Source organism: Pseudooceanicola sp. LIPI14-2-Ac024 (assembly GCF_042188925.1).
Lineage (GTDB): Bacteria > Pseudomonadota > Alphaproteobacteria > Rhodobacterales > Rhodobacteraceae > Pseudooceanicola.
In genome coordinates this window covers 16,021-28,751 of the sequence record NZ_CP170102.1, presented here as the reverse complement: position 1 = coordinate 28,751, position 12,731 = coordinate 16,021, and the positions used below count along the sequence as shown (strand labels likewise).

Below are 12,731 nucleotides of genomic sequence, written 5' to 3'. Positions count from 1 at the left end.
ACGCGGCATTGAGACCCCGCCAAGCTTGACAGGCGGCGCGGGGGACGTGCTCACTTCGGCGATGCCACGCAAAGCGGCAACAAGACACAACCGCCCGGTGCTGTCCCGGGCGCACAGGGAAGGAACCTCCGCATGACACAACTCCTGATCAACCGCCGCCGCCTGCTCGGCACCGGCGCCGCGCTTGGCGCCACCACGCTCTTCGCCCCGTCGATCCTGCGCGCGCAGGGCGGCCCGGTGAAGGTCGCGGGGATCCACGCCTCGCCCGTCGAGAACGCCTGGAACTCGGTCCTGCACGCGGCAATGGTGGCCGCGAACGAGGAAGGCGTGATCGAATACACCTTCTCGGAAGGCGTGTCGGGCACCGACTATCCCCGCGCGATGCGCGAATACGCCGAGGCCGGCAACGTCCTGATCGTGGGCGAATCCTACGCCGTCGAGCGCGAGGCGCGCGAGGTCGCGGGCGACTATCCCGAGACCGCGTTCCTCATGGGCTCCTCGGGCGAGGAAGCCGGCGACAACTTCGGTGTCTTCGGCACCTGGAACTGGGAAGCGGCCTATCTCGCCGGGATGCTGGCGGGCGCGATGACCGAGACCGGCACCGTCGGGTCCGTCGGCGCGATCCCGATCCCCGAGGTCAACATGCTGATCAACGGCTTCGCCGACGGCGTGAAGGCGGTGAACCCGGACGTGAAGCACGTGGTCAGCTTCATCGGCACCTTCTTCGACCCGCCGAAGGCCCGCGAGGCCGGGCTGGCCCAGATCGACAGCGGCGCCGACATCCTCTTCGGTGAGCGGATCGGCACCGCCGACGCGGCACAGGAACGCGGTATCAAGGCGATCGGCTCGCTGATCGACTACACCCCGCGCTACCCCGACACAGTCTTCGCCAACGCGCTCTGGTCGTTCCGCCCGCTGCTCGACGCCGCGCTGGCCGATGCGACCGGCGGCAACCCGGTGGCCAAGAACTACACGCCGCTCAGCCTGATGAAGGACGGCGGCAACGACATCACCTATGTCGAGGGCGTTGCCCCCGCCGATGCCGTCGCCAAGATGGAAGAGGTGCGTGCCGCCATCAAAGCGGGCGAATTCGAGGTGCCGCGCAACTTCGACGAACCGGCCTGAGGCCGGATGCCCGGACGGCATGACACACTGACGCGGCCCCGCCCGGCATTCGGGCGGGGTCTTGCCGCATGAACGGGATGATCGACAGCGTGGACGCGATCGCGGACGCAACCGGCCTGGCCGCCGCCATCGCAGGCGGGCGGCTGACGGCCGACGACGCTATGCGGGCGGCGCGCGCCCGGGCGGCGGCGGTCAGGGACCTCGGCGCGGTCTGCTGGATGATGGACACCGACCCGCCTGCGGCCACGGGCGGCCCCTTCGAAGGGGTGCCGCTGCTGGTCAAGAACCTCGGCGGGCCGTTCGCGGGCATCCCGATGCGGGCCGGGTCGGCCGCGCTGGCGCGGATGAAGGGCGTGTCCGACAGCGACCTCGCCGCGGGCTTCCGCGCCGCGGGCTTCCGCCCCTTCGGCGCGACGACGGTGCCGGAATTCGGTCTTTCGCTGTCGAGCGAACCGGCCATCGGCCCGACCTGCAGGAACCCCCTCGACCGCAGCCTCACCGCCGGCGGATCTTCGGGCGGCAGCGCGGCGGCGGTGGCCGCCGGGATCGTGCCGCTGGCCCATGCCACGGATGCGGGTGGCTCGATCCGGGTCCCGGCCGCCTGCTGCGGCCTCGTGGGGCTCAAGCCGTCGCGCGGGGCGATCCCGGGCGGTCCCGGCTTTGGCAACCACCTGGGCGGGATCGCGACCGAGTATGCCATCACCCGCTCGATCCGGGATGCGCAGGCCCTCTGGCCCTGCCTCACGGGCGACGCGCGGGGGCTGTCGGCCGCGCCGGTGCAGCTGGGGACGGACGGGCCGCTGACCATCGGCCTGCTGAACGAGGTGCGCGGGATCGCCCCCGAACGGGCCGCCGCCGTGGCCGAGGCCGCATCGGCGCTGGAAGCGCAGGGGCACCGCATCCTCGACATGGCAGCGACCGAACTGACGCGGATCCGCCGCGCCTCGGCCAGGGCATTCGAGCGGATCGTTTCCGCCAACCTCGCCGCGCTCGTCGCCGCGGGGCTCGACGCCGACCGGACCGAGCCGCTGACCCAGGCCTTCATCGAACGCGGGCTGTCGATGCCCGCTGCCGACCTGTGGTCCACGACCGAAGGCGCGGCGGGCGCGGCCTACCGGCTCTGGCAGCTTTTCGACCGGGTGGACATGATCCTGACGCCGATGCTCTCTGGTCCTCCGCCCCCGCTTGGGGCATTTCCCACGGATCACCGCGACACCGCCCTCCAGATCGAACGCATGGACGCATTTGCCCCTTTTGCCGCCTTGGCCAACGTCACCGGCGCCCCGGCCCTGACCCTGCCCTTCGGGGCGGATGATGCGGGCCTGCCCCTGCCCGTCCAGCTGATTGCACCGTTGGGTGGCGACCTGCGGCTGTTGGCGCTTGGCGCGTCGCTGGAAAGGTCCGGGCGCTGGCGCCAGCGCAGCCCGCTGTTCGGAGCCGTCGCATGACCCGGGTCCTGGAACTTTCTGGCATCACCAAGCGCTTTGGCCATGTGACCGCGAACGAAGACGTCTCGCTCCACCTCGACCGGGGCGAGATCGTCGCGCTCCTGGGCGAGAACGGGGCGGGCAAGACGACGCTGATGTCGATCCTCTTCGGCCATTACACCGCCGACGAGGGCCACGTGCGGGTCGAGGGTCAGGAGCTGCCGCCGGGCAAGTCCCGCGCCGCGATCCGTGCGGGCGTGGGCATGGTGCACCAGCACTTTGCACTGGCCCCCAACCTGACGGTCCTCGACAACGTCATGACCGGGACCGAGCCGCTGTGGAAACTGCGGTCGAACCGCGCCGCGGGGCGGCGCAAGCTGGTGGAGCTGTCGCGGACATTCGGGCTGAAGGTCGATCCCGATGCCAGGGTGTCAGAGCTGTCGGTGGGCGAATGCCAGCGGGTCGAGATCCTCAAGGCGCTCTACAACGACGCGCAGATCCTGATCCTGGACGAACCGACCGCCGTGCTGACCGCGCAGGAGGCCGAGAGCCTCTTTGCCACCCTTCGCCAGATGACCGCCAACGGGCTGTCACTGATCTTCATCAGCCACAAGCTGCACGAGGTGATGTCGGCCTCGGACCGGGTCGTCGTCCTGCGCCACGGCCGCGTGGTGGCCGAACGGCGGACCGGAGAGACCAGCAAGGAAGAACTGGCCGAGCTGATGGTGGGCCGCAAGGTCGAACGCCCGGCCCGCCCGCCCGCGACGCCCGGCAAGGTGCTGCTTGAGGGCGTGGACCTGAGCCTGCAGGGCAAGGGCGGCGCGTCGCTGCACGGTGTAAGCTTCCGCCTGCGGGCGGGCGAGACGCTGGGGATCATCGGTGTCTCGGGCAACGGGCAGACGACGCTCGCGGGCCTCGTTTCGGGCCTCTATGCGCCGGACGGCGGCAGCCTGCTGATCGACGGACAGGCGGTGACGGTGCACGACGTGCCGCATGCCATCGCCGCCGGGATCGGCCGCATCCCCGAGGACCGCAATGCCGAGGGCACCATCGGCGACATGGCGACGTGGGAAAACGCGGTGCTCGAACGGATCTGGTCGCCCGACTTCTCGTCGCGCGGCATCGTCCGCCGCGCCGCCGCGCGCACGGCGACGCGGGCCATCATCGACCGCTACGACGTGCGCGGGGCCAGCGTCGACAGCCGCATCCGGCTGCTCTCGGGCGGCAACATGCAGAAGCTGATCCTGGGTCGCGTGCTCGAGGCCGGGCCGGACATCCTGGTGGCCGCACAGCCCAGCCGGGGCCTTGACGAGGGCGCCATCGCGGGCGTGCACGAACGCCTGCTCGAGGCCCGCGGACGTGGTGCCGGCGTGTTGCTGATTTCCGAGGACCTCGACGAGGTGATCGCGCTGTCCGACCGGATCCGCGCGATCGTGAACGGGCGGCTGTCCCCCGCGATCCCGGCAGAGCGGGCGAACGCGCAGCTCCTCGGGCTGATGATGGCGGGTGACTGGTCGGCGGCAGAGAAGATCGAGGCAGAGACGACAGATGCGGTTTGAACGCAGGGATCACGCGTCGCGGGCGCTGACCATCCTGGCCCCGGTGGGCGCCATCCTGGCGGCGCTGATCGTGGCGGGCGTGCTGATCGCCCTGGCCGGGGCGAACCCGTTCCGCGCTTACGGGCTGATCCTGCAGGGCGCCTTCGGGTCGCGGCTGGGGATCTCCGAAACCCTGACCCGCACGACGCCGCTGATCCTGACCGGCCTTGCCGCCGCCGTCGCCTTCCGCGCGCGGCTCTGGAACATCGGGGGCGAGGGCCAGTTCTACCTCGGTGCGCTGGCGGTGCCGGCGATCGGGATGATCCCCGTGGTCGCGAACCTGCCCGCGCCGCTGGCGATCCTCATCTGCCTCGCCGCCGGGGCGGTGGCGGGGATGATCCTGCTGCTGATCCCGCTGGGCCTGCGCCTGCGGTTCGGCGTGGACGAGGTGGTGACGACGCTCCTTTTGAACTTCGTCGCGGTCCTCTTCGTGTCGCTGATGATCGAGGGCGCGATGAAGGACCCGATGGCCTTCGGCTGGCCGCAATCGGTGCCGGTGACGGAAAACGCCGAGCTGCCCAAGCTGATGGCGCGGAGCCGTCTGCACCTGGGCCTCGTCATCGCCGTCGGCATGGCAATCTTCGTCTGGTGGCTGCAGTCGCGCACCGTCTTCGGCATGCGCGCGCGGGCGGCGGGGCTGAACCCGCGTGCCGCCGCCTTTGCCGGCGTTCCGCTGGGGCGCACGCTGATCGCTGTCGCCTGCCTGTCGGGCGGTCTGGCCGGGCTGGCCGGCGCGATCGAGGTGATGGGGGTCAAGGGCTATGTCACCACCGACCTGTCGCCCAGCTACGGCTATTCCGGCATCGTCATCGCCATGCTCGCCAACCTGAACCCTATCGGCGTGATCGCCGCGGCGCTCTTTTCGGCCGTGATGTTTGTGGGCGCGGACAGCATGTCGCGGGCGCTGTCGATCCCGTCCTACATCGCCGATGTCACCGTCGCCCTGTCGCTCCTGACCATGCTGGTGGCGATCTTCTTTGCGCAGTACAGGATCCGCCGATGACCGTGCTTCTGGATATCCTGGGATCGGTCGGCATGTGGGAGGCGGTGCTGCGCATCGCCACCCCGCTGATCTTCGGCACGCTCGGCGTGCTGCTCTGCGAACGGGTCGGCGTGCTGAACCTCGGGATCGAGGGGATCATGACCTTCGGCGCGATGATCGGGTGGCTGACGGTCTATTCCGGCGGCGACCTCTGGACCGGGATGCTGGTCGCCGCGCTTGGCGGGGCGATGTTCGGCTTCCTGCATGCTCTGCTGACGGTGCCGCTGGGGCTCAGCCAGCATGTCACCGGCCTGGGCATAACGCTCTTTGCGTCGAGCTTTTCCTACTACGTCTACCGCCTGGCCATTTCGACATCGTCCTCGCCCCCGACGGTGGAGCCGTTCCGTCCCGTCGAGGTGCCGGTCCTGTCCGACATCCCCTTCCTCGGGCCGGTGCTCTTCAACCAGACGGCGCCGACCTACCTTGCGCTGGTGCTGGTGGCGGTGCTGGCCTGGCTGCTCTACCGCACGCCGCTTGGCCTTGCGATCCGGATGGCGGGCGAGAACCCGCACGCGGTCGACGCGCAGGGGATCGACCCGATCTGGCTGCGCATCGGCACGATCATGGCGGGCTCGGCCCTGATGGGCATGGGCGGCGCTTTCCTGACGCTGGCGGCCTTCAACTCCTTCTTCCCGACCATGGTGCAGGGGCGCGGCTGGATCTGCGTGGCGCTGGTGGTCTTCGCCTCGTGGCGCCCGGCGCGGGCGCTCCTTGGCGCGCTGCTCTTTGCCTTCTTCGACGCCTTCCAGCTGCGGCTGCAGACGGTGGTCGAAGGCGTGCCCTACCAGCTCTTCCTGATGCTGCCCTACCTGCTCTCGATCGTGGCGCTGACGCTGATGGCACGGCGCGCGCGGGTGCCGCAGGCACTGATGCAACCCTACCGGCGCGGCGAACGTTAACGCGGGATGCGACTGGCAGGTCGCGTCCGGGCCACTATAGTCACCCGGAACAGGCAAAAGCGCAGGACGACATGAGCTACGGCATTCTGGCATTTCTCGACGACATCGCGGCCCTGACCAAGATGGCGAGCGCATCCATCGACGACATCGCGGCGCAGTCGCTCAAGGCCAGCAGCAAGTCGATCGGCATCGTTATCGACGACGCCGCGGTCACACCGAAATACGTCACCGGCGTCAGCCCAAAGCGCGAGATCCCGTCGATCCTGCGGATCGCGAAGTGGTCGCTCTTCAACAAGATCGTCATCATTACGCCCGCTGCGCTTTTGCTCAGCGCCTTTGCGCCTTGGATCATCACGCCGCTCCTGATGCTGGGGGGCCTCTACCTCGCCTTCGAGGGGGCCGAGAAGGTGCTCGAGATGACGGGGCTGATCGCGCATCACGGACCGTCCGAGGCCAAGGATCCGCGCAGCCCCGAGGTGATCGAGAACGAGACCGTGAAATCCGCGATCCGCACCGATTTCATCCTCTCGTCCGAGATCATGGTCCTGACCCTGTCGCAGGTCGCCGAGCTGGCGATGGTCACCCGGATCGGCGTGATGCTGGCGATCGCCATCACCTTCACCGTCGGCGTCTACGGCGTCGTGGCGGTGATCGTGCGGGCCGACGACATGGGCATGGCGCTGGCGCGCCGGTACGGCGAGGGTCTGCTGGGTCGGCTGGGGCGCGGGATCGTCCTGACCGTGCCGCCGTTCCTGAAGGCGCTGACCGTGGTCGGCACGCTGGCAATGCTCTGGGTCGGGGGCAGCCTGCTGCTGCACGGGCTGGCGCACTACGGCTATGCCGGGCCGGAACACTGGATCGCCCACATGGCCGAAATGGCGGCCCATGCCGTGCCATCCCTCGGCAGTGCGCTGGCCTGGCTGGTGACCGCCGCGTTCCAGGGCCTCTTCGCGCTTGCCGCGGGCGGCGTGGTGGTCGCGCTCTTCGGCCTTGTCCGATGGCGCAAGGCCCCGGCCGAACAGCACTGAGCCCTTCGGCACCCGCCGGAAATTCCGGCCACGGGCCGAATTGTCTGGACCGATCGGCGCAATCCGTGCCCCGATACCCCGAGGGGCGGGAGGGCCCCTGTTCGGGGAGGGGTTCGGCATGCCTGACACGGCAACCTATGACTACGTGATCGTCGGCGGCGGCTCGGCCGGGGCGACACTGGCGGCACGGCTCAGCGAGGATCCGCAGGTCTCGGTCTGCCTGCTGGAGGCGGGCGGCGATGGCGACCACCTGCTGATCCGCGCGCCGGCCGGGGTGGTGGCCATGCTGCCGGGACACGGCAAGATCTCGAACTGGGCGTATGAGACGGTCCCGCAACCGGGGCTGAACGGGCGTCGCGGCTACCAGCCGCGCGGCAAGGCGCTTGGCGGGTCAAGCGCGATCAACGCCATGCTCTACATCCGCGGCCACCGGTCGGATTACGACGGCTGGGCCGAGCTGGGCTGTGAGGGCTGGTCGTGGGACGACTGCCTGCCCTACTTCAAGCGATCCGAGAACAACCAACACGGCGCCGACTCGGTGCACGGCAACCAGGGGCCCCTGCACGTGTCGGACCAGAAGGCGCCGCGCCCGATCTCGCGCGCCTTCGTCACGGCGGCGACCGAATGCCAGCACCGCGAGGTGGCCGATTTCAACACCGGCGACAACGAGGGGGTCGGCCTTTACCAGGTCACCCAGTTCCACAGCGCCGAACGCAACGGTGAACGATGCTCGGCCGCGGCCGCCTACCTGCGCCCGATCCGCGCGGGGCGGCGCAACCTGACCGTCGTCACCGGCGCGCATGCGACGAAGATCTTGACCGAGGGCAAGCGCGCCACCGGGGTTGCCTACCGCAGCGGCCGCAAGGACGCAGAGGTGCGCGCCCGGCGCGAGGTGATCGTGTCGGGGGGCGCCTTCAACTCTCCGCAGCTGCTACTGCTGTCGGGGATCGGCCCCGCCGAAGAGGTGCAGAAACACGGGATCGCGGTGGTGCACGACCTGCCCGGCGTGGGCCGGAACCTGCAGGACCACCTCGACTTCATCCTCGCCTACACGTCGAAGGACACCGACAACTTCGGCGTCGGGCTGGCCGGGACCGTGGGCCTGACGAAGCACATCCTCGAATGGCGGCGGACCGGCAACAGCATGATCTCGACCCCGTTTGCCGAGGGGGCCGGGTTTCTCAAGACCGACCCGGCGCTCGACCGGCCGGACATCCAGCTGCATTTCGTCATCTCGATCGTTGACGACCACGCCCGCAAGCTGCACCTGGGCTACGGGTTTTCCTGCCATGTCTGCACGCTGCGCCCGTTCAGCCGGGGCCGCGTCTTTCTCGAAAGCGGCGATCCGATGGCCGCACCGGGGATCGATCCCAACTACCTGGGCGATCCGCGCGACCTTGAGACCACGATCAAGGGGGCCAGGATGACGCGCGAGATCCTGCAGGCCCCGGCGCTGGCCCCCTACCGCGACAAGGAATTTTTCGGCCTGAAGGACGGCATGACCGACGCGGAGTGGGAAAGCCACATCCGCGCGCGGGCCGACACGATCTACCACCCCGTCGGCACCTGCAAGATGGGCGTGGACGAGATGGCCGTCGTCGACTCGGAGCTGCGCGTGCGCGGGATGCAGGGGCTGCGGGTGGTCGATGCCTCCATCATGCCGCGGCTGATCGGGGGCAACACCAACGCCCCGACGATCATGATCGCCGAGCGCGCCGCCGACATGATCCGCGGGATCCGGCCCGCGCGGACTGCGTTGGCCTGACGGCGGGACCGCGTTGCCAACCGTCCCGGTGCGGCGCTAGGCTCCGCCAGTGCGCGGCGCGCCGCGGCGGGGATGGTCCGGCCGGGCGCCAGTCCGCGACGACGACGGTGGAGAAGAGGACGACAGGATGGCAGCCGACAAGGCCGCACCGGCCCGGCGACGGGCCCAGACCGCGCGCACGGCGCCCGGACTTTCCAAGGAGCGCATCGTCGAGACCGCGATCCGGATCATCGACACCGAGGGCCTCGACAGTTTCAGCGTCCGCAACGTCGCCAAGGCGCTCGAGGTCTATCCGACCGCGATCTACTGGTACACGCCCAGCCGTCACCTGCTGGTGGCCGAGGTCATCAGCGCCGTTCTCTGTGACCTCGTGCCCGACGCGGGCCTGGGATGGCAGGACTGGCTGCGCGAGCTGTTCCGCCGCTACCGCGCGATCATCGCCACCCATCCCAACGTCGCGCCACTGATCGGCGTGAACCTCGTCTCGAACGCGAGCCTGGACCTCGACTTGATCGAGGGGATCCTGTCGAAGCTCGAAGGCGCGGGGTTCGAGGGGCCGGGGCTGATCGCCGCCTACAACGCGGTGATCGGCGGTATGGTCGGCTTCACCACGCAGGAATTCGCGATGATGCCGCCGGATGCCGACGAGGTCGAGAAGGACCTGAGCACCCTGCCCCAACACCTGTCGCCGGAGGACCACCCGGTCCTTGCCCGCCACGCCGCCGCAATGCTGAACAATGCCTTCATCCTGCGCTGGCAGAACGGAGCGGATCGCCCGATGGAAGCGGGATTTTCGCTATATGTCGAGGCGCTGGTCACCGGCCTCGAGGCGCAGCTTCCGCGCGTTTGACGGGAACGCTTGCGGCCTGCGCCGAATCTCTTGTACGGTGAACAAGAAACCGCGTGACAGCGGCATTCCGAAAGGCCGGACATGACCCAGCAGCCCGACACCCCCGCCCCCGCCGCAGGCCCCTTCGCCGCACGCGGCGGCCCCATCCAGGTCTTCTACACCCCGCAGACCGCACGCCGGCGGCCGACGATCTCGCACGGCGACGGCGTCTACATGTGGGACACGACCGGCAAGCGGTACTTCGATGCGACCTCGGGGCCGGTGGTCAGCAACATCGGCCACGGCGACAAGGCCGTTCTGGCGGCGATGGCGGACCAGGCAGGGCAGATCTGCTACGCCTCCCGCGCGCTCTTCGAGAACGAGGCGAACATCCGGCTGGCCGACCTCGTCTCGGGCCTTGCCGGGCCGGGGCTGGAGCGGGTGTTCGTCGTCTCGGGCGGGTCCGAGGCGACCGAGGCCGCCATCAAGCTGGCCCGTCAGCACGCGGTCGCCCGGGGTGAAACCGGACGCTGGAAGGTGCTGGGCCGCAATCCCGGCTACCACGGCTCGACCCTTGGCGCGGCCTCGGTGACCGGCGACCCGGAAACCGACGAGGTGTTCGGACGCGTCATGCAGATCATGCCGCGCGTCCCCGCCCCCTTCACCTACCGCCTGCCCGACAACCACGACGCCGACAGCCACGCCCGCGCCTGTGCGCAGGCGCTCGAGGACACGATCCTCGAGGAAGGCGCGGACAGCGTGCTGGCCTTCATCATGGAACCCGTGGGCGGGCTGGCGACCGGGGCATTGGTCGCGCCCGATCACTACTACAGGGCTGTCCGCGACATCTGCACCCGCCACGGCGTCCTACTGATCTTTGACGAGGTGATGAGCGGCGCAGGCCGCACCGGCCGCTTCCTCGCCGCCGATCACTGGCCCGAGGCGCGGCCCGACATGGTGACCCTCGCAAAGGGGGTGGCGGCGGGCTACACGCCGCTCGGCATGGTGCTGGCCCCGAGAGAGATGGTGGACACCGTCGTGCAGGCCGGAGGCTTCCTGCATGGCCACACCTACAGCGCTAACCCGTTGTCCTGCGCCGTAGGGCACGCGGTCCTCGAACAGGTGGTCGAACGCGACCTTATCGGCAATGCCGAGCGGATGGGCCAGGTGCTGCGCGGGAAACTCGAGGCGTTGATGGCCGAGAGCCCGGTCGTGGGCGACGTGCGCGGCATCGGCCTTTTGCAGGCGATCGAGATCGTGTCCGACAAGGCGACCAGGTCCATCTTTCCGCCCGGGGCCAATGCCATCGGCCGGATCGTCGAGCTGGGACTGGAGCGCGGCCTGCTGCTCTATTCCCGCCGGACCGCGCGGGGCGCCTACGGCGAATGGCTGATGATCACCCCGCCGCTGATCGTGACCGAGGCGGAACTGGGCGAGATGATCGGCCTGCTGCGCGACACGCTGGCCGCCTTTGCGGCAGAACAGGGCTGAGGGACAGGAGCCAACCATGGACCAGACGACCGAGGGCCTTGCCGACCTGCGCGCACGTCTCGACAGCCGGGCCGAGGCGATCTTTGACCGCATGGTCGCCTGGCGCCGCGATTTCCACGCGCACCCCGAGCTTGGCAACCAGGAGGTACGGACCGCCGGGATCGTGGCCGCGCATCTCGAGGCGATCGGCTGCGACGAGGTCCGGACGGGCCTGGCAGGCAGCACCGGCGTCATCGGCATCCTGCGCGGCGGCCTGCCCGGCCCCTGCGTGGCGCTGCGGGCCGACATGGACGCGCTGCCGGTGAAGGAGGAGACCGGCCTCGACTATGCCTCGACCGCGACGCAGGACTGGGGCGGTGAGACGGTGCCGGTGATGCATGCCTGCGGGCACGATGCGCACACCGCCGTCCTGATGGCGGTGGCCGAGGTGCTGGAGGCCGAACGCGCCCAGGTTCGCGGCACAATCCTGCTGGTGTTCCAGCCCGCCGAGGAAGGCGCCGCCCCCGACTGGCAGGGCCTGAGCGGCGCCTCGCGCCTCGTGGCCGACGGCGCCTTTGACGATCCCCGCCCCGACGCCTTCTTCGTGTTTCACGTCCTGCAGGACGAGGCCAAGGGCGACACAGGCCGCATCCGCGTGCATGAGGGCGACGGCACCTATGCGATGAACATGCTGCGGATCACGGTGAAGGGCCGTGGCGGTCACGGAGCCCTGCCGTGGAAGGCCGTGGATCCGTTGCTGATCGGCGCGCAGATCCTGACAGCGCTGCAGGCGGTCCCGGCCAAGAACGTGGACGTGAACAGCAACGCGGTGACCCTGTCGATCGGCATCTTCCGCGGCGGGGCCAAGTTCAACGTCATCCCAACCGAGGCGATGCTGGAAGGCGCGCTGCGCTTCACCGACGCCGCCACCGGCCCCTACCTGGAATCCCGGGTCGAGGCGATCTGCAAGGGCATCGCCGAGGCGGCGGGTGGCAGCGCCGAGTGCGACTGGTACGCGCGCGTCCCCATCGTGCACAACGACCCCGACCTCGTCCGCCGGATGTGGCCCTCGCTGCAGCGCGCGGCGCCTGCAGAAGACATGGTGACCCGCGTCGACAACTGCTTTCTCGACGACGTGTCGTTCTTCACCAGCGTGGCGCCGATGATCTTTTTCACGGTCGACGTGGGTCTCGACGCCGACGACCTGGCGACCTCAGGCTTCCACCACGAGCCGACGTTCCAGGTGAACGAGAAGGGGCTGCTGACGGCGCTGAAATCCATGCTGAACCTCGCCGTGGATTTCGGCATCTCGAAGACCGCGAACACCGGGCCGGAGTGAGCCGGAAGGTGACGTCGGTCGCCCACCGGAGTGGACCGGTCTGTGCCGGATTGGCGTCCGGGACCACCCGCGCCGATGGGAGCAAGAGCGGCGGGATCGGTCATGCTTGCCCCGACCTCTTGCACCGCCCCTGCGAGGCCGCCTGATCCGCAGAAACGAGGGGCGCGCGCCGCGCAGACGCCGCACCCCGACGCGCCCGACCGGCCCTA

General features: G+C 69.5%; 10 protein-coding genes. All 10 read left to right on the top strand.

The features are described from left to right. Positions 1 to 132 precede the first annotated feature (132 nt). The 10 genes from ACE2AC_RS00140 (at position 133) to ACE2AC_RS00095 (ending at position 12,522) form a co-directional block, all read left to right on the top strand. The gene (locus ACE2AC_RS00140; RefSeq protein ID WP_375690050.1) at positions 133 to 1,125 is read left to right on the top strand and encodes a BMP family protein; all 993 of its coding nucleotides are present in this window, start codon (positions 133 to 135) and stop codon (positions 1,123 to 1,125) included. A gap of 68 nt (positions 1,126 to 1,193) precedes the next feature. Next, entirely contained in the window at positions 1,194 to 2,573 is a 1,380-nt protein-coding gene (locus ACE2AC_RS00135) for an amidase (RefSeq protein WP_375690048.1), read from the top strand. Further along, entirely contained in the window at positions 2,570 to 4,111 is a 1,542-nt protein-coding gene (locus tag ACE2AC_RS00130; RefSeq protein ID WP_375690046.1) for an ABC transporter ATP-binding protein, read from the top strand. The genes ACE2AC_RS00135 and ACE2AC_RS00130 overlap by 4 nt, the downstream gene beginning before the upstream one ends. After that, complete coding sequence (locus tag ACE2AC_RS00125) at positions 4,101 to 5,153, top strand: ABC transporter permease (RefSeq protein WP_375690043.1); 1,053 nt, start codon at positions 4,101 to 4,103, stop codon at positions 5,151 to 5,153. Before ACE2AC_RS00130 ends, ACE2AC_RS00125 begins: the two co-directional genes overlap by 11 nt. Beyond that, positions 5,150 to 6,091 (top strand): ABC transporter permease, encoded by a 942-nt coding sequence (locus ACE2AC_RS00120; protein WP_375690041.1) that lies wholly within the window; start codon positions 5,150 to 5,152, stop codon positions 6,089 to 6,091. Before ACE2AC_RS00125 ends, ACE2AC_RS00120 begins: the two co-directional genes overlap by 4 nt. A 71-nt stretch (positions 6,092 to 6,162) precedes the next feature. Continuing rightward, positions 6,163 to 7,119 carry a DUF808 domain-containing protein gene (locus ACE2AC_RS00115; protein WP_375690039.1) on the top strand — a complete coding sequence of 319 codons (957 nt, stop codon included), beginning with the start codon at positions 6,163 to 6,165 and terminating at the stop codon, positions 7,117 to 7,119. A 118-nt stretch (positions 7,120 to 7,237) separates the two neighbouring features. Then, positions 7,238 to 8,884 (top strand): GMC family oxidoreductase, encoded by a 1,647-nt coding sequence (locus tag ACE2AC_RS00110; protein WP_375690037.1) that lies wholly within the window; start codon positions 7,238 to 7,240, stop codon positions 8,882 to 8,884. A gap of 127 nt (positions 8,885 to 9,011) precedes the next feature. Further along, positions 9,012 to 9,734: a TetR/AcrR family transcriptional regulator gene (locus tag ACE2AC_RS00105; RefSeq protein WP_375690035.1), complete on the top strand. Its 723-nt coding sequence runs from the start codon at positions 9,012 to 9,014 to the stop codon at positions 9,732 to 9,734. Positions 9,735 to 9,815: 81 nt separating this feature from the next. Beyond that, positions 9,816 to 11,204, top strand: a complete 1,389-nt coding sequence (locus ACE2AC_RS00100; RefSeq protein ID WP_375690033.1) for an aspartate aminotransferase family protein — start codon at positions 9,816 to 9,818, stop codon at positions 11,202 to 11,204. Between the two features lie 16 nt (positions 11,205 to 11,220). Continuing rightward, positions 11,221 to 12,522, top strand: coding sequence for an amidohydrolase (locus ACE2AC_RS00095; protein WP_375690031.1), 1,302 nt, complete (start codon positions 11,221 to 11,223; stop codon positions 12,520 to 12,522). Positions 12,523 to 12,731: the final 209 nt, after the last annotated feature.